The organism is Mycobacterium sp. NGS41 (genome assembly GCF_059812725.1).
Genome location: NZ_JCALDF010000003.1, coordinates 189,994 through 209,417 on the forward strand (window position 1 = coordinate 189,994; position 19,424 = coordinate 209,417).

The 19,424-nt window shown below is 65.6% G+C and carries 19 protein-coding genes and 1 pseudogene; 15 read left to right on the plus strand and 5 right to left on the minus strand.

All coding sequences use genetic code 11. The features are described from left to right. The first annotated feature begins 76 nt into the window (after positions 1–76). The 8 genes and pseudogenes from AC5Y21_RS04745 (at position 77) to AC5Y21_RS04780 (ending at position 8,430) form a co-directional block, all read left to right on the plus strand. A complete protein-coding gene (locus AC5Y21_RS04745) occupies positions 77–733 on the plus strand; it encodes a TetR/AcrR family transcriptional regulator (protein ID WP_499909929.1) in 657 nt (218 codons plus the stop codon). 221 nt (positions 734–954) lie between these two features. After that, positions 955–1,329, plus strand: coding sequence for a 30S ribosomal protein S12 (rpsL, locus tag AC5Y21_RS04750; RefSeq protein ID WP_003879423.1), 375 nt, complete (start codon positions 955–957; stop codon positions 1,327–1,329). Continuing rightward, a complete protein-coding gene (gene rpsG / locus AC5Y21_RS04755; RefSeq protein WP_499909932.1) occupies positions 1,329–1,799 on the plus strand; it encodes a 30S ribosomal protein S7 in 471 nt (156 codons plus the stop codon). Before rpsL ends, rpsG begins: the two co-directional genes overlap by 1 nt. 74 nt (positions 1,800–1,873) lie before the next feature. After that, positions 1,874–3,979: an elongation factor G gene (fusA, locus tag AC5Y21_RS04760; RefSeq protein ID WP_499909934.1), complete on the plus strand. Its 2,106-nt coding sequence runs from the start codon at positions 1,874–1,876 to the stop codon at positions 3,977–3,979. A gap of 99 nt (positions 3,980–4,078) precedes the next feature. Continuing rightward, complete coding sequence (gene tuf, locus AC5Y21_RS04765) at positions 4,079–5,269, plus strand: elongation factor Tu (RefSeq protein ID WP_499909936.1); 1,191 nt, start codon at positions 4,079–4,081, stop codon at positions 5,267–5,269. A gap of 182 nt (positions 5,270–5,451) precedes the next feature. Beyond that, positions 5,452–6,266: pseudogene (locus tag AC5Y21_RS04770) on the plus strand (SHOCT domain-containing protein). Between the two features lie 126 nt (positions 6,267–6,392). Continuing rightward, a complete protein-coding gene (locus AC5Y21_RS04775) occupies positions 6,393–7,220 on the plus strand; it encodes a mycofactocin-coupled SDR family oxidoreductase (RefSeq protein ID WP_499909938.1) in 828 nt (275 codons plus the stop codon). A gap of 25 nt (positions 7,221–7,245) precedes the next feature. After that, the gene (locus tag AC5Y21_RS04780; protein WP_499909940.1) at positions 7,246–8,430 is read left to right on the plus strand and encodes an NAD(P)/FAD-dependent oxidoreductase; all 1,185 of its coding nucleotides are present in this window, start codon (positions 7,246–7,248) and stop codon (positions 8,428–8,430) included. On the opposite strand, the gene AC5Y21_RS04785 is transcribed toward AC5Y21_RS04780, so the two are convergent. Further along, positions 8,427–9,371: a LysR family transcriptional regulator gene (locus AC5Y21_RS04785; RefSeq protein ID WP_499909942.1), complete on the minus strand. Its 945-nt coding sequence runs from the start codon at positions 9,369–9,371 to the stop codon at positions 8,427–8,429. The two genes, AC5Y21_RS04780 and AC5Y21_RS04785, sit on opposite strands and share 4 nt — an antisense overlap. 154 nt (positions 9,372–9,525) lie before the next feature. On the opposite strand from AC5Y21_RS04785, the gene AC5Y21_RS04790 reads away from it, so the two are divergent. After that, complete coding sequence (locus AC5Y21_RS04790; protein ID WP_499909946.1) at positions 9,526–10,686, plus strand: NAD-dependent formate dehydrogenase; 1,161 nt, start codon at positions 9,526–9,528, stop codon at positions 10,684–10,686. Positions 10,687–10,761: 75 nt separating this feature from the next. Here the strand turns inward: AC5Y21_RS04790 and AC5Y21_RS04795 are convergent, their stop codons facing one another. Genes AC5Y21_RS04795 through mftR form a run of 4 tightly spaced genes read right to left on the minus strand, consistent with a single transcriptional unit; the run spans position 10,762 to position 14,273 of the window. Next, positions 10,762–12,042 carry a VOC family protein gene (locus AC5Y21_RS04795; RefSeq protein ID WP_499909948.1) on the minus strand — a complete coding sequence of 427 codons (1,281 nt, stop codon included), beginning with the start codon at positions 12,040–12,042 and terminating at the stop codon, positions 10,762–10,764. Next, positions 12,039–12,572, minus strand: coding sequence for an RNA polymerase sigma factor (locus AC5Y21_RS04800; RefSeq protein ID WP_499909950.1), 534 nt, complete (start codon positions 12,570–12,572; stop codon positions 12,039–12,041). The genes AC5Y21_RS04795 and AC5Y21_RS04800 overlap by 4 nt, the downstream gene beginning before the upstream one ends. A 52-nt stretch (positions 12,573–12,624) precedes the next feature. After that, positions 12,625–13,680, minus strand: a complete 1,056-nt coding sequence (locus tag AC5Y21_RS04805; RefSeq protein WP_499909952.1) for a DUF2332 domain-containing protein — start codon at positions 13,678–13,680, stop codon at positions 12,625–12,627. Next, positions 13,677–14,273: a mycofactocin system transcriptional regulator MftR gene (mftR, locus tag AC5Y21_RS04810; protein WP_499910176.1), complete on the minus strand. Its 597-nt coding sequence runs from the start codon at positions 14,271–14,273 to the stop codon at positions 13,677–13,679. Before mftR ends, AC5Y21_RS04805 begins: the two co-directional genes overlap by 4 nt. A gap of 87 nt (positions 14,274–14,360) precedes the next feature. On the opposite strand from mftR, the gene mftA reads away from it, so the two are divergent. The 6 genes from mftA (at position 14,361) to mftF (ending at position 19,421) form a co-directional block, all read left to right on the plus strand. Further along, the gene (gene mftA, locus AC5Y21_RS04815; RefSeq protein WP_499909954.1) at positions 14,361–14,450 is read left to right on the plus strand and encodes a mycofactocin precursor MftA; all 90 of its coding nucleotides are present in this window, start codon (positions 14,361–14,363) and stop codon (positions 14,448–14,450) included. Next, positions 14,435–14,755 (plus strand): mycofactocin biosynthesis chaperone MftB, encoded by a 321-nt coding sequence (mftB, locus tag AC5Y21_RS04820; RefSeq protein WP_499909956.1) that lies wholly within the window; start codon positions 14,435–14,437, stop codon positions 14,753–14,755. Before mftA ends, mftB begins: the two co-directional genes overlap by 16 nt. Further along, positions 14,752–15,936 carry a mycofactocin radical SAM maturase gene (gene mftC / locus AC5Y21_RS04825; RefSeq protein ID WP_499909958.1) on the plus strand — a complete coding sequence of 395 codons (1,185 nt, stop codon included), beginning with the start codon at positions 14,752–14,754 and terminating at the stop codon, positions 15,934–15,936. The genes mftB and mftC overlap by 4 nt, the downstream gene beginning before the upstream one ends. A 2-nt stretch (positions 15,937–15,938) precedes the next feature. Next, positions 15,939–17,126, plus strand: a complete 1,188-nt coding sequence (gene mftD, locus AC5Y21_RS04830; protein ID WP_499909960.1) for a pre-mycofactocin synthase MftD — start codon at positions 15,939–15,941, stop codon at positions 17,124–17,126. Between the two features lie 148 nt (positions 17,127–17,274). Then, positions 17,275–18,012, plus strand: coding sequence for a mycofactocin biosynthesis peptidyl-dipeptidase MftE (gene mftE, locus AC5Y21_RS04835; RefSeq protein WP_499909962.1), 738 nt, complete (start codon positions 17,275–17,277; stop codon positions 18,010–18,012). Further along, positions 18,009–19,421, plus strand: coding sequence for a mycofactocin biosynthesis glycosyltransferase MftF (gene mftF / locus AC5Y21_RS04840; protein WP_499909964.1), 1,413 nt, complete (start codon positions 18,009–18,011; stop codon positions 19,419–19,421). The genes mftE and mftF overlap by 4 nt, the downstream gene beginning before the upstream one ends. Positions 19,422–19,424: the final 3 nt, after the last annotated feature.

Sequence of the window (19,424 nt, forward strand, 5' to 3'; positions counted from 1 at the left end):
CGCGGTTTCGCGACCTCGTCAACTAGAGTCATTAGTTGACTCCGTGAACGGGTCATCGAAATCGAAGGGCGATCGCATGGCAGCTCAGCCGGAACCGCCGTCGGCGGGTGGGCGCCAGCGTGCGGGCAAATCCGCAGCCCGCCCAGCCAAGCTGAGCCGCGACGGCATCGTCGATGGCGCCCTGACTTTCCTGGACCGGGAAGGCTGGGATTCGCTGACCATCAACGCGCTGGCCACGCAGCTCGGAACCAAGGGGCCGTCGCTGTACAACCACGTGGACAGCCTGGAAGACCTGCGCCGGGCTGTGCGCATCCGGGTGATCGACGACATCATCGGGATGCTGAACAGGGTCGGCGAGGGCCGGGCGCGCGACGACGCGGTGTTGGTGATGGCCGGTGCCTATCGCAGCTACGCCCACCACCACCCGGGCCGGTACTCGGCGTTCACCCGGATGCCGCTGGGCGGCGATGACCCCGAGTACACCGCGGCCACCAGGGGCGCGGCCGCACCGGTCATCTCGGTGCTGTCCTCCTACGGCCTCGACGGCGACGAGGCCTTTCACGCCGCGCTCGAGTTCTGGTCGGCCCTGCATGGGTTCGTGTTGCTGGAGATGACCGGGGTCATGGACGACATCGACACCGACGCCGTGTTCTCCGACATGGTGCTGCGGCTGGCTCGGGGTTTGGGGGACATGGATCGGCGCACCGCGCCCGGCGGTGCCAGGTCGAGCTAGCGACGGGTGAAAGGCCTGCACGCGGCCGCGAGCACCGCTTTGACCTGCCAGACCAGCGGCGGGTATTGTGGTAGCTCGTGCCTGGCGGCTTACGGCGCCTGACGTAGGGCGTGAATGCCGGGCCAATTCGCATGTCCAGGATGCATCGGGAAAATCCGGGGCAAGCGCATGCGACAACGAGCAACGCAGAGCAACATAGAAACGACACAGAAAGCCGGTAGATGCCAACCATTCAGCAGCTGGTCCGCAAGGGTCGTCGGGATAAGATCGGCAAGGTCAAGACCGCGGCTCTGAAGGGCAGCCCGCAGCGCCGTGGTGTGTGCACCCGCGTGTACACCACCACTCCGAAGAAGCCGAACTCGGCGCTTCGGAAGGTTGCGCGTGTGAAGCTGACGAGTCAGGTCGAGGTCACGGCCTACATCCCTGGCGAGGGCCATAACCTGCAGGAGCACTCGATGGTGCTAGTGCGCGGTGGCCGTGTGAAAGACCTGCCCGGCGTGCGGTACAAGATCATCCGCGGTTCGCTCGACACCCAGGGCGTCAAGAACCGCAAGCAGGCTCGCAGCCGTTACGGCGCCAAGAAGGAGAAGAGCTGATGCCGCGCAAGGGCCCCGCACCCAAGCGTCCGTTGGTCAACGACCCGGTCTACGGGTCGCAGCTGGTCACCCAATTGGTGAACAAAGTTCTGCTGAAGGGGAAGAAATCGCTTGCCGAGCGCATTGTTTATGGAGCGCTCGAACACGCCCGCGACAAGACCGGCACCGACCCCGTCATCACTCTCAAGCGTGCTCTGGACAACGTCAAGCCGGCCCTCGAGGTGCGCAGTCGCCGCGTCGGCGGTGCGACCTACCAGGTGCCCGTCGAGGTGCGCCCGGACCGGTCGACCACGCTGGCGCTGCGCTGGCTCGTCGGCTTCTCGCGGCAACGCCGGGAGAAGACGATGATCGAGCGGCTGGCCAACGAGATTTTGGATGCCAGCAATGGCCTCGGGGCCTCCGTCAAGCGGCGCGAGGACACCCACAAGATGGCCGAGGCAAACCGCGCCTTTGCGCACTATCGCTGGTAAGAAGCCACCGGTGATACGGCCGGGGCGCAACCGATAGCGAACTACCAAGCAACCGAAAGAGTGGGAAGACTTCTGTGGCACAGAAGGACGTGCTGACCGACCTGAGCAAGGTCCGCAACTTCGGCATCATGGCGCACATCGATGCCGGCAAGACCACAACCACCGAGCGCATCCTCTACTACACCGGCATCAACTACAAGATCGGTGAGGTCCACGACGGCGCCGCCACCATGGACTGGATGGAACAGGAGCAGGAGCGCGGGATCACCATCACCTCCGCGGCTACTACGACGTTCTGGAAAGACAACCAGCTCAACATCATCGACACGCCTGGACACGTGGACTTCACCGTCGAGGTGGAGCGCAACCTGCGGGTGCTCGACGGGGCCGTCGCCGTGTTCGACGGCAAGGAAGGCGTCGAACCGCAGTCCGAGCAGGTCTGGCGGCAGGCCGACAAGTACGACGTGCCTCGCATCTGCTTCGTCAACAAGATGGACAAGATCGGCGCCGACTTCTACTTCTCGGTGCGCACGATGGAAGAGCGGCTCGGGGCCAAAGCCGTGCCGATCCAGCTGCCCATCGGCGCCGAAGCCGATTTCGAAGGCATCGTCGACCTGGTCGAGATGAACGCGAAGGTGTGGCGCGGCGAGACAAAGCTGGGCGAGACCTACGACACCATCGAGATCCCGGCCGAGCTGGCCGGAAAGGCCGAGGAATACCGCACCCAGCTGATCGAAATCGTCGCCGAGACCGATGAAGAACTGCTGGAGAAGTACGTCGGCGGTGAAGAGCTCACGATCGACGAGATCAAGGGCGCGATCCGCAAGCTGACCATCAACTCCGAGATCTACCCGGTGCTGTGCGGCAGCGCGTTCAAGAACAAGGGCGTGCAGCCGATGCTCGACGCCGTCGTGGACTACCTGCCGTCGCCGCTGGACGTGCCGCCGGCGGTCGGGCACCCGCCCGGCAGGGAGGACGAGGAGGTTGTCCGCAACGCGACAACCGATGAGCCCTTCGCGGCACTGGCGTTCAAGATCGCCACGCACCCGTTCTTCGGGAAGCTCACCTACATCCGCGTGTATTCGGGCACGGTCGCGTCGGGCAGCCAGGTCATCAACGCCACCAAGGGCAAGAAGGAGCGTCTGGGCAAGCTGTTCCAGATGCACTCCAACAAGGAAAACCCGGTGGAGCGCGCCTCGGCCGGTCACATCTATGCGGTGATCGGGCTCAAGGACACCACCACCGGTGACACGTTGAGCGACCCGAACAACCAGATCGTGCTGGAGTCGATGACTTTCCCCGACCCAGTCATCGAGGTGGCCATCGAGCCGAAGACCAAGAGCGACCAGGAGAAGCTGAGCCTGTCGATCCAGAAGCTCGCCGAAGAGGACCCGACCTTCAAGGTGCATCTGGACCAGGAGACCGGCCAGACCGTGATCGGCGGCATGGGCGAGTTGCACCTGGACATCCTGGTGGACCGTATGCGCCGCGAGTTCAAGGTCGAGGCCAACGTCGGCAAGCCGCAGGTGGCGTACAAGGAGACCATCCGCCGTGTGGTGGAGACCGTCGAGTACACCCACAAAAAGCAGACCGGCGGTTCGGGCCAGTTCGCCAAGGTCATCATCAAACTCGAACCGTTCAAGGGCGAAGACGGCGCGACCTACGAATTCGAGAACAAGGTCACCGGTGGCCGGATCCCGCGCGAGTACATCCCCTCGGTGGATGCCGGTGCGCAGGACGCCATGCAGTACGGCGTGCTGGCCGGCTACCCGCTGGTGAACCTGAAGGTCACCCTGCTCGACGGCGCCTACCACGACGTCGACTCGTCGGAGATGGCGTTCAAGATCGCCGGTTCTCAGGTGCTGAAAAAGGCTGCGGCGCAAGCTCAGCCGGTCATCCTGGAACCGATCATGGCCGTCGAGGTCACCACGCCCGAGACCTACATGGGCGACGTGATCGGCGACCTCAACTCTCGCCGTGGTCAGATTCAGGCCATGGAGGAGCGGGCCGGTGCGCGCGTCGTCAAGGCGCACGTGCCGCTGTCGGAGATGTTCGGCTACGTCGGCGACCTGCGGTCTAAGACTCAAGGCCGGGCGAACTACTCCATGGTGTTCGATTCGTACGCCGAAGTGCCGGCGAACGTGTCGAAGGAGATCATCGCGAAGGCGACTGGCGAGTGAGACGGAGCGTACGAGTAAGCTGACCCGGTTACCACCGCGGCAAAACCGAAAAAATCAACACTGCTTTTTTAAGCACCAACAGTCCAGGAGGACACAGAAGTGGCGAAGGCGAAGTTCCAGCGGACCAAGCCCCACGTCAACATCGGGACCATCGGTCACGTTGACCACGGCAAGACCACCCTGACCGCGGCTATCACCAAGGTCCTGCACGACAAGTTTCCGGACCTGAACGAGTCGAAGGCGTTCGACCAGATCGACAACGCGCCCGAGGAGCGTCAGCGCGGTATCACGATCAACATCGCGCACGTGGAGTACCAGACGGACAAGCGCCACTACGCCCACGTCGACGCCCCCGGTCACGCCGACTACATCAAGAACATGATCACCGGTGCGGCCCAGATGGACGGCGCGATCCTGGTGGTGGCAGCCACCGACGGCCCGATGCCGCAGACCCGCGAGCACGTGTTGCTGGCCCGCCAGGTCGGTGTGCCCTACATCCTGGTCGCGCTGAACAAGGCCGACGCGGTGGACGACGAGGAGCTGCTCGAGCTCGTCGAGATGGAGGTCCGCGAACTGCTGGCGGCCCAGGAGTTCGACGAGGAGGCTCCGGTGATCCGCGTCTCGGCGCTGAAGGCGCTCGAGGGCGACGCGAAGTGGGTCGAGTCCGTCGAGGAGCTGATGAACGCCGTCGACGAGTCGATCCCGGACCCGGTCCGCGAGACCGACAAGCCGTTCCTGATGCCCGTCGAGGACGTCTTCACCATCACCGGCCGTGGCACCGTGGTGACCGGTCGTGTGGAGCGCGGCGTGGTCAACGTGAACGAGGAAGTCGAGATCGTGGGCATCCGTCCGACCACGACCAAGACCACCGTCACCGGTGTGGAGATGTTCCGCAAGCTGCTCGACCAGGGGCAGGCCGGCGACAACGTCGGGCTGCTGCTGCGTGGTGTCAAGCGTGAGGACGTCGAGCGCGGTCAGGTCGTCATCAAGCCCGGCACCACGACCCCGCACACCGAGTTCGAGGGCCAGGTTTACATCCTGTCCAAGGACGAGGGCGGCCGGCACACGCCGTTCTTCAACAACTACCGTCCGCAGTTCTACTTCCGCACCACCGACGTGACCGGTGTGGTGACGTTGCCGGAGGGCACCGAGATGGTGATGCCCGGCGACAACACCGTCATCTCGGTGAAGCTGATCCAGCCCGTCGCCATGGACGAGGGTCTGCGGTTCGCCATCCGCGAGGGTGGCCGTACCGTCGGCGCCGGCCGGGTCACCAAGATCATCAAGTAGGTCTACTGCGCGACCAGACGTAAAAGCCTCCGCACGCCCGGCGCGTCGGGGGCTTTTACGTCTGGTCGCCAAGGCGGCGGTCTCGTCGTTTGTGTTTGCCTTGCGCTGCCGAATTTGTGATCGGTAGCGGCAGTTGCAGCACTACTCTCACAGAACTGTCGGGTCACTGGAGGAGTAGGCACATGTTGTGGCGCTATCTGAAGGCTCAGTTACTGGTTTTGCTGTGCGGTGGCCTGGTCGGCCCGATCTTTGTGGTCGTCTACTTGCCATGGGCGACTTCGGCGACGCGATCAAGTGGATGCTCTATGTCGGCGTGCTGATCACCGTGCTCGACGTGGTGGCCGCGATCGCGCTGGCCATCTTCGGGCAGAATGCGGCCGTCCGATCGGCGGCGCTCGAGCAGAACGGGGTGCTGGCGCTGGCCCAGATCACTGGGCTCACCGAGACGAGTATGGAGATCAACGACCGGCGGGTGGTAAAGGTTGGCCTGCACGTCGCGGGCACGGGGCTTGTGCCGTTCGACACCGAGAAGCGGGTGACCGCCGGCATCGCGCAGCAGGGCAACCTTTTCGCGCGCAAGCTCGTCGTCCTGGTGGACCCCAACACGCAGGAATGCGAAATCGACTGGGAGCGTAGTGGTCTGGTCAACGGTCTCATGCCTGCGCAGTTCACTCTGGCCGAAGACAATAAGACTTACGACCTCAGCGGCCAGGCCGGTCCGCTGATGGAGATCCTGCAGATCCTCAAGGCGAACAATGTGCCGCTGAACCGGATGGTCGACATTCGGTCGAATCCCGGACTGCGTCAGCAGATCCAAGCGGTGGTGCGCCGGGCCGCCGAAGAGGCGGCACCGCCGCCGCATGCGGCATCGGTCGCCGCGCCGCCGCAACAGTCGATCGCCGAACGGCTCCAGAAACTCGAGACGCTGCGGACCAGCGGCGCGTTGAGCGAGCAGGAATACAGCACCCAACGAGCCCAGATCATCTCCGAGATCTAGCGCCGGTCTCCGGCGAGCAGACGCAGCATCGCATTTTACGACGCCGGATCACGCGAGTTTGCGTCTGCTCGGCCCGTAGAGCAGCCCAACTAGAACACGTTTCAGTTTCGCTGTTAGCCTGTCTGGGTGACTGGAGAGGCTGGATCCCTGCAAGGCCGGGTGGCATTCATCACCGGCGCAGCCCGCGCCCAGGGGCGGTCGCACGCGGTGCGGCTTGCCCGGGAAGGCGCTGACATCATCGCGCTGGACATCTGCGCACCGGTGTCCGACACCCTGACCTACACACCGGCCACGCCGGAGGACCTCAGCGAAACCGTTCGCTTGGTGGAAGCCGAAGGCCGCAAGGTGCTGTCCCGCGAGGTCGACATCCGCGACGACGTCGCACTGCGGCAACTGGTCGCCGACGGCGTCGAACAATTCGGCCGGCTCGACATCCTGGTGGCTAACGCCGGAGTCCTTGGCTGGGGCCGGGTCTGGGAACTCACCGACGAGCAGTGGGAGACAGTCATCGGGGTGAACCTGACCGGCACTTGGCGCACCCTGCGCGCCGCGGTGCCCGCGATGATCGAGGCCGGCAACGGCGGTTCAATTGTGGTCGTCAGCTCGTCGGCGGGACTGAAGGCGACGCCGGGCAACGGACATTACTCGGCCAGCAAGCACGGACTCACCGCACTGACCAACACCCTGGCGATCGAGCTCGGCGAATACGACATCCGGGTCAACTCCATCCACCCCTACTCGGTCGACACCCCGATGATCGAGCCGGAGGCAATGATGCAGATATTCGCCAAGCATCCCCGCTTCGTGCACAGTTTCCCGCCAATGCCGGTGCAGTACAAGGGTTTTATGACTTCCGACGAGGTATCCGACGTCGTGGTCTGGTTGGCCGGCGATGGGTCGGGCACGTTGTCGGGCACGCAGATCCCGGTGGACAAGGGCGCGTTGAAGTACTGATCCGGGATCGTGCTATGAACTCCTCGTGACCAGTAGCACGAACACCAACGGGATCGTGATCGTCGGCGGCGGGCTCGGTGCCGCCCGCACCGCCGAGCAACTGCGCCGGGCCGAGTACACCGGTCCCATCACGATCGTCAGCGACGAGGTGCATCTGCCCTACGACCGGCCCCCGCTGTCCAAGGAAGTGCTACGCAGCGAGGTCGACGACGTCGTACTCAAGCCGCGCGAGTGGTACGACGAAAAGGACGTCACCCTGCGGCTGGGGTCGGCCGTCACCAACCTCGACACCGAAACGCAGACGGTGACGCTGGCGGACGGATCCATGCTCGGCTACGACCAACTCGTGATCGCCACCGGTTTGGTGCCGCGGCGCATTCCGTCGTTTCCCGATCTTGAGGGCATTCGGGTGTTGCGGTCGTTCGACGAGAGCATGGCACTGCGTAGCCACGCGGCCGCCGCCAAGCGTGTGGTGGTCGTCGGTGCCGGCTTCATCGGGTGTGAGGTCGCGGCCAGTCTGCGCAATCTGGGCGTGGACGTCACTTTGGTGGAGCCGCAGCCCACGCCGTTGGCCGCCGTGCTCGGCGAGCAGATCGGTGAGCTGGTGTCGCGGCTGCACCGCACCGAGGGGGTCGACGTGCGCACCGGAATGGGGGTGGCCGAGGTGCGCGGTGCGGGCCACGTCGACACGGTAGTGCTCAGTGACGGCACCGAGCTGGCAGCGGATCTGGTGGTCGTCGGTATCGGGTCGCGTCCGGCGACCGAATGGCTGGACGGCAGCGGCATCGCGGTCGCCAACGGCGTCATTTGCGACGAGGCCGGACGCACCAGCGCTCCCAATGTGTGGGCACTCGGCGACGTCGCCTCCTGGCGTGATCAGACGGGACACCAAGCGCGCGTGGAACATTGGAGCAATGTTGCCGACCAGGCCCGCGTCGTGGTGCCGGCGATGCTGGGCCAGGACGTGCCGTCGGCCGCGGTCGTCCCGTACTTCTGGAGCGATCAATACGACGTCAAGATCCAGTGCCTGGGGGAGCCGGAAGCCACCGACATCGTGCACCTGGTCGAGGATGACGGCCGTAAGTTCCTGGCTTACTACGAGCGCGACGGTGTCTTGGTCGGCGTGGTCGGCGGCGGCATGCCGGGCAAGGTCATGAAGGTTCGCGGCAAAATCGCGGCCGCTACGCCCATCTCCGAGATGCTGAGCTAGGGAGCCGCAGCCAGCCGGCTGTCAAGCGCGGACCGCAGTGTTGCGCTGAACGCGGCGTGGGCGCTGGCGGCCACAAGCGCTTCGGCCACAATGGAATTCGGCTCCCGGTCCAACACGATGAGGCCAACCGCCGGGCCCGGCTCGCGTTGCACCACAGGCCGTGCAGCCATGCCCAACGGGACTCCGAAGCCGTGTAGCCACGCGTGTGACGCGATTGTCGCCAGGTCCGAGTTGGTCAGATGTGCATAGATTGCGCCGACGGTATCGGCTTCAACAACTGGACGTAGCTCGGCGCCCTCCACAGCCATCTGGGCGTCAATGATCCGGCGGTTGCGCATCGCGGGTGTCAGCGCACAGAGCCGCAATTCCGCCGCCTGCGCCCAGCGCACCTCGTTTTGACTCATCAGCGGGTGGGCCGACGGCGCCAGCAGCACATAGCGTTCGCGGTAGAGCTCGATGCGTCTGCTGCCCGGCGGCGTTTCGTCGTCGAGGTAGGTCAGTCCGGCATCGATCTCGAAATCGGCTAGCCGCCTGGCGATCTCACGAGACGACAGAACCTCGACGCGGATCGCGGCATCCGGGTTGTCCTGGAAAAATTGCGTCGTCAGCAGTGGGCTCGCGGGGACGGCGGTAGGGATCGCGCCGATACGCGCGGTGGCGGTCAGGCGGCCGCGCATCCGCTCGACGTCGGCCAGCAGTTCGTCGCGTTCGGCAAGAATACGGTGCGCCCAGGTGACGACGCGGTTGCCTTCGTCGGTGAACCCTTCGAACCGGCGACCGCGCAAGACGAGCACAACGCCCAGTTCGTGTTCCAGACGTCTGATCGCCACCGACAGCGTCGGTTGGCTGACGTGGCAGGCCTTGGCGGCACGGCCGAAATGCCGCTCGTGAGCCAGTGACACCAGGTATTCGAGCTGCTGCATGAGCAGTTCGCTGTGCATGACCATGTCTGCGTAAGCCCATCGTGATAGATGTGAACTATCACAGCATGTCACATTCCAAATACCGATCCGTTGCCGCCCGTCCCGCGGACGGGTTAGCGTCGTCCGATCGACGGGTCCGAAATCACCCCGACGAGAAGGGAATTAGCAACTCGTGGCCAAGGTTCTATGTGTGCTCTACGACGACCCCGCCGACGGCTACCCGACTACGTACGCGCGTGATGGTCTACCGAAATTCGACCGGTACCCCGACGGACAGACGCTACCGACGCCCTCGGCGATCGATTTCATACCAGGCGCGTTGCTCGGCAGCGTGTCGGGCGAATTGGGGTTGCGCGCGTACCTGGAAGGTTTGGGCCACGAGCTGGTCGTCACTTCGGACAAAGACGGCGACAACTCGGTGTTCGATCAACACCTCGCCGACGCGGAGATCGTCATCTCACAGCCGTTCTGGCCGGCCTACTTGACGGCCGAACGCATCGCCAGGGCACCGAAGCTCAAGCTTGCCATCACCGCCGGAATCGGTTCTGACCACGTTGATCTCGACGCGGCCATCGGTGCGGGCATCACCGTCGCGGAAGTGACATTTTCCAATAGCATCAGCGTGGCCGAGCACGTGGTGATGATGATCTTGTCGCAGGTGCGCAACTACCTTCCGGCCCATCAATGGGTGCTCGACGGCGGGTGGAACATCGCCGATTGCGTACAGCGCTCCTACGACCTGGAAGGCATGCAGGTCGGCACGGTGGCCGCCGGCCGGATCGGCTTGGCGGTGCTACGCAGGCTGGCGCCGTTCGACGTGGGTCTGCATTACTACGACAAGCAACGTCTGCCGGCCGGTGTCGAAGCCGAGCTGAACCTGACCTACCACGCGTCGGTACGCGAAATGGTTCCCCATCTCGACGTGGTGACGATCAATGCTCCGCTGCACCCCGAAACCAGGGGACTGTTTGACGACGAGCTGATTTCGACGATGAAACGCGGCGCCTACCTCATCAACACCGCGCGGGCCCTCATCGTCGATCGCGACGCTGTGGTGCGCGCGCTGCGCAGTGGCCAGCTCGCCGGCTACGCGGGCGACGTGTGGTACCCGCAGCCCGCACCCGCGGACCACCCGTGGCGCACCATGCCGCATCAGGGCATGACGCCCCACACTTCCGGGTCGACGTTGTCGGCGCAGACCCGCTACGCCGCGGGGACCCGCGAGATTCTGGAAAGCTACTTTGCCGGCACCGCTATTCGCGACGAGTACCTGATCGTGTCCGGTGGCGAACTGGCCGGCACGGGAGCGCGTTCCTACACCGCGAGCACGTAAGAACTAAGGCGAGCAGACGCAAAAGCCCCCGTACGCCCGGCGTGTCGGGGGCTTTTGCGTCTGCTCGCGCAACCTTTAGAACTGGCCCAGGTAGAAGCGGGCGCCCTGATCGTCGGCGCATTCGGCGGTGACTCCGTACGGCTGACGGGACGGTTCGGCCAGCACTGTGCCGCCGGCCTCGCGAACCCGCGCCACTGCCGCGTCGATATCCGCCACGGTCCACATCGGCACGGTGATCGGCCGCGTGCTGCCGCCCGCGGCGCCGGCCATCGGGTGGACGTCCTGGACCTGCCAGCCGTCCGCCACCCGGCCGGGCTCGAAGGTCCAGCCCAACACCCGGCCGTAGAAGTCGCGGAACGCGGCCGAATCCGGCACCTGGTAGGTGACATACGACAGCTCACCCGGCCCGGATCCGTTGAGTTCCGGGCGTTTCTGGCCGCCGGCCGGCTGGTAGACGGCGAACGCCGCGCCCTGCGGGTCGACGGCGTCGAGCAGCACGCCGTATTCCCTGTCCTCGATTTCGCCCGGCACGCCACCCGCTTCGAGGATCGCAGCGCGCGCGGCCTGCACATCCTCGACTGCGTAACAGCAGAACAGCGTGGCCTCGTCGTCGCTCGCCGAAATGCCGGTCGGCAGTTCGGTATTCGTCACCCGGTGCGACGCGGGATCATAAGTCCAGCCGAGCACCTGCCCGTAGAAGGCGGCCGCCCGGTCGGCGTCGGGCGCCCATACCGACACATATCCGATGTCCCCGTGCCGGATGCCGGCTACAGGCGTAGCCACCGGACCGCTGAGCATCCACCGGTGACCGAACGGGTCGACGATGGTCGCGTTGCGCGCGCCGTAGTTCTCGTAGGTCTCGCGCTCGACGGTGGCGCCATGTTCGCGGGCCTGCTGCAAAGCGGCATCGGTGTCGGCGACATGGAGCATCAGGCTCACCGAAACAGCCCGCGGCATTGGGGCTTTCAACCCGAGTTCGGGATATTCGTCGGCCAGGTACAGTACACCGTCGCCGATCGCGACTTCCGCGTGCCCGATTCGCCCATCGCCCATAACGATCGGCTCGCCGACCACGACGGCGTCGAAGGCATCGGTGTACCACGCGATCGCCGCACGCGCGTTCGCCACGGCCAGGTAGGGCAGTGCCGCGGGCCGCGGCGGCCGGTCGACGGCTGCTGCTGGCTCGGTCAATTCGGAAATCGCAGTGGCGGTGTCGCTCATGAGAACTCCCTTCGGCATTGACAATGCGGATTCCAGGCGCCGGCGCAGTCGCGCGGCGAAAGCCGGATCAGGTTGCACCGGAAGGTCATCGGTGTGCAGCACGCTGAGTGGGTCACGGTGGTCGCGCTGACTCATGACGTGCCTCCTTCCGGGTACTCCTGTTTGAACGCCTTCCGGGCGCGGACCAGCAACGCCTCGGTGGCATGCACGGTGCGCCCGATCAGTTGCGCGCATTCACCGACCGTGCAGTCATCCATATAACGGAGCACCAGTACCGTCCGGTGTGGCTCGGTCAGCCGGGCCAGCACGCTTTCGGCGACTAGGCGATTCAGCTCGGCATCCCACTCGTCGATCCGCCCGGCTGCGTCAAGGACTGGCTCTGGCAGTTCGGCAACCGGCACGGCGAGCCGATCGGGCCGGCGCCGATAGTGGTCTGCCAGTTTGTGCCGTGCCACGCCGAGCAACCACGGAACCGCAATCGGCGGCGGATCGTCTTTTCGCGCCGCGTCCATCGCCGCCAGGAACGTCTCCGAGGTCAGATCCTCGGCAGTCCCGCGATCGCCACACCGCCGCACGAAGTAGCCGTACACCACCGGCAGCGCCTCGTCATACAGCGCCAATAGCGCACGTCGAGCATCGGATCGGTCGTCCGCTTCGGTGCTCACACTCTTATCGTCGCCGTGGCGACGCAAAATCCGACGGGGTCATCGGAAAATTCTATTGCCAGTTCACCGGCGGCCCGTGCGGATGACATTCACCCAGCACCTGCAACTCGCCACCCGGCCAGGTGCGGACGCGCACCAGGAATTTCAGTGCGCCGTCGGAACCTTCGCGTGCGGGCTCGAGGGTCAAGTGCGCAAACGGCGACCGAGCGTCGGCTTGGCGGGCCAATGCGTCGACGCCCTCGCTGACCGCCGCCCGCTCATCGGTGGACAGATACTGCCAGGTGATCGAATGCCACAGCACGGTCAACGCGCCGTCGGTCAGGGTCAGCCCGGCCACCGCATCGCCCGCCGTCTCGCGCACCAGACGCGCCGGAACCGTTCGGGCGACCGCGATGGCGCCGCGCAACCGGTCCAGCCGTGCGCGCTGATCGGGCCACACATAGCTCAGCAGGGTCATTTCCCCGTCGGCGCCGGTGACGTCCGTAACGTCCAAGGGCGCGATGTCGTACCCGTGCCTCTCGACGATCCGCACCGCGCCCTCCGGTGGCGGCGTGCCGTGCCAGGCGTCGTCAATGATCACCGGCGAGTCGGCCGGTCCCCATTGGCCACCGTCATGACGGTAGTGGTAGTGATCCGCGCGCAGGTTCAGGCCGGCGCTGGATCCAATCTCGAAAAGCCTTACCGGCAAATCGAATCCGTGATTGACGCGCAGCAGTCCGCCGATCAGCACGGCAGAGCGGCCCACCTCGTTGGTCTGCGGTGGCTGGTCGAGAGCCGCGCGCAGCGCGCCGGTGTGGTCGGCGGCGCTGCGGGCGATCTCCGGCCACGCGGCGTCGGCGTCCCATGTTCCGCCGATGCTGGGATACCAGCGGCGCAATGCGGGTGCCCGGCCGTCGAGCACCATCCGGTGCAGGCCGCCGAGCAGTCGCAGCGGCACCGCTTGGCGCGACGGAGCATCTTCCTGGCCGGCCAGAATGGTGGCAAAGACACCGCCGGCTTCCACGTCGTCGGCGACCCGCTCGAATAGCTCGTCGTACATGGTGGAGCCGGATGTCCCGCAGAATCGCCCCTGCGACCGCAGGGTGTGCACCAGGTGCTCGGTGTTCACGCGCCCAGACCGTTCAGTCCGGCGGCGACGACGTCGAATGCGTTCCCAAGTGCCTGCGGCAACGGGACGGATTCGTCGCTCAGCCAGTGCTCATAGGCGCTCAGAGCAACGCCCAGCATGGTCCAGGCGACGGTCTGGGGCACAAGGTCGGCGGTCTTGACGCCCAGCCGTGCGGCGACGAACGCGGAGATCACCTCGCGCCAGCCCGCATACATAGTCATCGAATAGGCCTGCAGCTCTTCGGTTTGCAGGATGACCCGCATGCGCTGGCGGTGCCGCGCGGTCTCTGACTCGTCAAAGGTGTTGAACGCCAACAGCGCAGACCGCAGCGCCTCACCCAGCGGAACCCGGTCGCCGATATTGTCGAGCAGGTCCCGCAGGTGCGCGAGGTGAGTGTCGAAGTCCCCCCAGGGGATTGCGTTCTTGGAGGCGTAGTAACGGAAGAGTGTGCGTCGCGCGATGCCGGCGGCGTGTGCGACATCGTCGACGCTCACCTCCGCGAAGCTCCGCGCGGCAAAAAGGTCGATGCCGACGTCGCTGATGTGGTTCGGCGTCGTCGAGCGGCGCCGGCCCACCCGCGACTGCGGCAACATCAGACCCGCCCTTCCGTTTCGGCACTCGATGCCATATTGTGTCCAGATCGACTCATCCTTGTCGAGACCCGAGGGAGGAAAATCCACGTGGACCACGAGACCGAGACCGAAACCGAACTCGTCACCGAAACTCTCGTTGAAGAGGTGTCCATCGACGGGATGTGCGGGGTCTACTGACCGTGTCTGCGCCCGCGCGTGCCACGACGAGCGGGTTCGACCCCGAGCGCGGCTGGCGGTTGCATCCCCAGGTGGCGGTTCGGCCGGAGCCGTTCGGCGCCCTGCTCTATCACTTCGGCACGCGCAAGCTGTCGTTTTTGAAGAATCGCACCATCCTCAGCGTGGTGCGAACGCTGGACGAGCATCCCGACGTACGGTCCGCCTGCCGTGCCGCGGGCGTCGACGATTCCAGCCAGGATCCCTACCTACACGCCCTGGGGGTGCTGGCCGACTCCAACATGCTGGTGCCTAAGGAGAACGTGTGAGCACCCCGACAGCGCGAGTCCCACGGCTCATCGAGCAGTTCGAACGCGGCCTGGACGCGCCTATCTGCCTCACCTGGGAACTCACCTACGCCTGCAATCTGGCTTGCGTGCACTGCCTTTCGTCGTCGGGCAAGCGCGATCCACGAGAGCTGTCCACCCGGCAATGCAAGGACATCATCGACGAACTGGAGCGCATGCAGGTCTTCTACGTCAACATCGGCGGCGGAGAACCGACGGTGCGCCCGGACTTCTGGGAGCTGGTGGACTACGCCACCGCGCATCACGTCGGGGTGAAGTTTTCGACCAACGGCGTCCGGACCACGCCCGAGGTCGCGGCGCGGCTGGCGGCCAGCGACTACGTGGATGTTCAGATCTCGCTCGACGGTGCCACCGCCGAAGTCAACGACGCGGTTCGCGGCGCCGGGTCGTTCGACATGGCGGTGCGGGCGCTGGAGAACCTTGCCGGCGCGGGGTTCCGAGGGGCCAAGATCTCCGTGGTGGTCACCCGCCACAACGTCGGGCAGCTTGACGAATTCGCCGCGCTGGCAAGCCGTTACGGCGCCACCTTGCGGATCACCCGGCTGCGGCCGTCGGGGCGGGGCGCTGACGTGTGGGACGAGCTGCATCCCACCGCCGAACAGCAGATCGCGCTCTACGACTGGCTGGTCGCCAAGGGGGAGGGGGTGCTCACCGGTGACTCCTTCTTCCATCTGTCGCCGCTCGGCGAGTCCGGTGCGCTGGCCGGTCTGAACATGTGCGGAGCCGGCCGGGTGGTCTGTCTGATCGACCCCGTCGGCGACGTGTACGCCTGCCCATTCGCCATCCATGACCGCTTCCTGGCCGGGAACGTTCTGTCCGAGGGTGGCTTTGACAATGTCTGGAAGAACGCGCCGCTGTTCCGCGAGCTGCGTGAACCCCAGTCCGCGGGTGCCTGCGGCAGCTGCGGGCACTATGACAGCTGCCGCGGCGGCTGTATGGCGGCGAAGTTCTTCACCGGCTTGCCGTTGGACGGACCGGATCCCGAATGCGTGCAAGGACACGGCGCGCCTGCGCTGGCGCGGGAGCGTGATGCACCGCGGCCCCGTGTCGACCACTCGCGCGGGCAACGAATCCGCGAGCCCGTGCCCCTGACGCTGACTGTGCGTCCGCCGACACGTCTCTGCAACGAAAGTCCCGTATAACCATGGCCGACCAATGGTTTGAAACAGTCGCCATCGCCCAGCAGCGCGCTAAGCGACGACTGCCGAAATCGGTTTATTCGTCTCTAATTTCGGCCAGCGAAAAAGGCATTACGGTCGCTGACAATGTCGAAGCGTTCAGTGAACTCGGATTCGCTCCCCATGTGGTTGGCGTGGTGGAAAAACGCGACCTGTCGACCACCGTTATGGGCCAAGAGATTTCGCTTCCGGTAATCATTTCGCCAACCGGTGTCCAGGCGGTCGACCCAGACGGCGAAGTGGCGGTCGCGCGTGCCGCGGCGGCGCGGGGAACGGCGATGGGTTTGTCGTCGTTCGCCAGCAAACCCATCGAGGAGGTGATCGCCGCCAACCCCAAGCTCTTCTTCCAGGTGTACTGGCTCGGCGGGCGGGACGCGATCGCCGAGCGGGTCGAACGGGCGCGCCAGGCCGGTGCGGCCGGACTGATCGTCACCACCGACTGGACGTTCTCGCACGGGCGCGACTGGGGTAGCCCCAAGATTCCCGAGCAGATGAATCTGCGGACCATGCTGCGGATGGCACCGGAGGCGATCACCAAGCCGCGATGGCTGTGGAAGTTCGGCAAGACGCTACGGCCACCGGACCTGCGGGTGCCCAATCAGGGCCGCCGCGGCGAACTGGGTCCGCCGTTCTTTGCCGCCTACGGGGAGTGGATGGGCACACCGCCGCCGACCTGGGAGGACATCGCCTGGTTGCGGGAATTGTGGGGCGGACCGTTCATGCTCAAGGGCGTGATGCGACTCGATGACGCCAAAAGAGCAGTGGATGCCGGTGTTTCGGCGATATCGGTGTCCAACCACGGTGGCAACAACCTGGACGGCACACCCGCCTCGATCCGCGCCCTGCCCGCGGTGGCCAAGGCGGTCGGCGACCAGGTCGAGGTGCTGCTGGACGGCGGCATCCGGCGGGGCAGCGACGTCGTCAAGGCGGTGGCACTGGGAGCGCGGGCCGTCATGATCGGGCGTGCGTACCTGTGGGGCCTGGCCGCCGAAGGCCAGCCCGGCGTCGAGAACGTTCTCGACATCCTGCGCGGAGGTATCGACTCGGCGCTGATGGGCCTCGGGCATTCCTCGGTCCACGATCTGAGCCCGGACGACATCCTGATTCCGGCGGGATTTGCCCGCGCGCTCGGTGCGCCGTCCACGGACGCCTAGCCCGCACAACCCGCCGGCTGTAAATATGCGTTCCTGACAATTCTGATACGGGCGTGGCAGTGGTGGCGCACGAGTCGAAAATTTTGGTTGCCGTTTAGCGGACCGACAGAAAATTTCAATAGATGATAGAACAATTGGTGCACGAGAGGTGAATTCGTCCTACCATCGGCAAGTGCCCCTACGCGGCGAACTGGGAAGCATGACGTCGAGCCAGTTGCCAAGCATGTCGCCGTCAATACTGATCCCCCTGGGGTCCACTGAACAGCACGGCCCACACTTGCCGCTGGACACGGACACGCGCATCGCTACCGAGGTTGCCCGAGCTGCCGCGGCCGTGCTCGACGATGGCCGTGAGTGGCTGGTGGCACCGGCCATCGCCTACGGCGCCAGCGGTGAGCATCAGGAGTTCACCGGAACGATCTCCATCGGTACCGAGGCCCTGACCACCGTGCTGGTGGAGTACGGCAGGTCGGCCGCCTGCTGGACCCAGCGCCTGGTCTTCGTCAACGGCCACGGCGGCAATATCGCCGCATTGAACCGCGCAGTGAGCACGCTGCGGACCGAAGGCCGCGACGCCGGGTGGTGCCCGTGCACCGTCGCCGGCGGCGACGTCCATGCCGGCCATACCGAAACTTCCCTGCTGCTGCACATTTCGCCGGACGATGTACTCACCGACCGGCGCCTGGCCGGCAACGGTGCGCCGTTGCACGAACTGCTCCCGGCGATGCGCCGGGGAGGGGTCGCGGCGGTCAGCCCGATCGGCGTGCTGGGTGACCCGACAACCGCGACCGCCGCCGACGGGAGTCTCATCTTCGGCGAGATGGTGGACGAGTGTGCACGTCGAGTCACCCGGTGGTTGCCCGGGCCGGACGGGTTGCTGACATGACCGCCCCGCGGCTTCCGGACGGGTTCGCCGTTCAGGTCGACCGCCGCGTGCGGGTGCTCGGCGACGGTTCCGCACTGCTGGGTGGTTCGCCCACCCGCTTGCTGAAGCTGGCGCCCGCCGCCCAAGACATGCTGTCCGACGGCCGACTGAAGGTGCGCGACGAGGTCAGCGCCCGACTGGCCCGCACTCTGCTCGATGCCACGGTAGCCCATCCCCGGCCCGCCGGTGGCCCGTCGCACCGTGACGTGACCGTGGTTATTCCGGTGCGGGACAACACTTCCGGCGTGCGGCGTCTGGTGTCTACGTTGCGGGGTCTACGGGTCATCGTGGTGGACGACGGTTCGCACTGCCCGGTCCAGCCCGATGACTTCTTCGGCGCGCACTGCGACGTCGAGGTGCTCCGACACGACCGCAGCAAGGGGCCGGCGGCGGCGCGCAACACCGGCCTCGCCGCATGCAGCACCAACTTCGTCGCATTCATGGATTCTGATGTGTCGCCGCGGCGTGGCTGGCTGGAGGCGCTGCTCGGGCATTTCTGCGACCCGACGGTCGCGCTGGTCGCACCGCGCATCGTCGGTCTGTCGCAGAGCGAGAATCTGGTCGCTCGCTATGAGGCGGTGCGCTCGTCACTGGACCTCGGTCAGCGAGAGGCGCCGGTGTTGCCCCACAGCACGGTGTCCTACGTTCCCAGCGCGGCGATCATCTGCCGCAGTGCGGCCATTCGCGACGTCGGCGGGTTCGACGAGACGCTGAAGTCCGGCGAAGACGTCGACCTGTGCTGGCGGCTCATCGAAGCCGGCGCCCGGCTGCGCTACGAGCCGATCGCGCTGGTTGCCCACGATCACCGCATCGAATTGAAGGATTGGATTGCCCGCAAGGCGTTTTACGGCGGCTCGGCGGCTCCGCTGTCGGTGCGTCATCCGGACAAGACGTCCCCCCTGGTGATCTCCGGCGGGGCGCTGATGGTCTGGATCCTGGCGGCCCTGGGGACTAGCGTTGCTCAGCTGGTGTCGCTGGTGATGGCCTTCCTGACTGGGCGCCGGATCGCCAAGGCGATGCGCAAAGCCGATACTTCCTTCCAAGATGTTCTCGTGATCGCCACCCGCGGCCTGTGGGCGGCGGCGCTACAACTGGCATCGGCCATTTGCCGGCATTACTGGCCCGTGGCGTTGCTTGCGGCCATAGTGTCGCGGCGGTGTCGGTGGGTGGTCCTGATCGCGGCCGTCGTGGACGGCGTAGTCGACTGGCTGCTCCGCAGGGATGCCGTCGGCGATGATGCCGAACCGATCGGCCTGTTCACCTACCTGTTGCTCAAACGCGTCGACGACCTGGCCTACGGCATCGGGTTGTGGACCGGGGTGGTGCGCGAACGCAATATCGGCGCACTCAAACCGATTATTCGGACCTGACCG

Coding starts and splice junctions, on each gene's coding strand:
- AC5Y21_RS04745 (WP_499909929.1), top strand. CDS start 77: ATGGCAGCTCAGCCGGAACCGCCGTCGGCGGGTGGGCGCCAGCGTGCG.
- rpsL (WP_003879423.1), top strand. CDS start 955: ATGCCAACCATTCAGCAGCTGGTCCGCAAGGGTCGTCGGGATAAGATC.
- rpsG (WP_499909932.1), top strand. CDS start 1,329: ATGCCGCGCAAGGGCCCCGCACCCAAGCGTCCGTTGGTCAACGACCCG.
- AC5Y21_RS04785 (WP_499909942.1), bottom strand. CDS start 9,371: ATGCACAGCGAACTGCTCATGCAGCAGCTCGAATACCTGGTGTCACTG.
- AC5Y21_RS04795 (WP_499909948.1), bottom strand. CDS start 12,042: ATGAGTCAGCGCGACCACCGTGACCCACTCAGCGTGCTGCACACCGAT.
- mftR (WP_499910176.1), bottom strand. CDS start 14,273: ATGTTGCCGCAGTCGCGGGTGGGCCGGCGCCGCTCGACGACGCCGAAC.
- mftD (WP_499909960.1), top strand. CDS start 15,939: ATGGCCGACCAATGGTTTGAAACAGTCGCCATCGCCCAGCAGCGCGCT.
- mftF (WP_499909964.1), top strand. CDS start 18,009: ATGACCGCCCCGCGGCTTCCGGACGGGTTCGCCGTTCAGGTCGACCGC.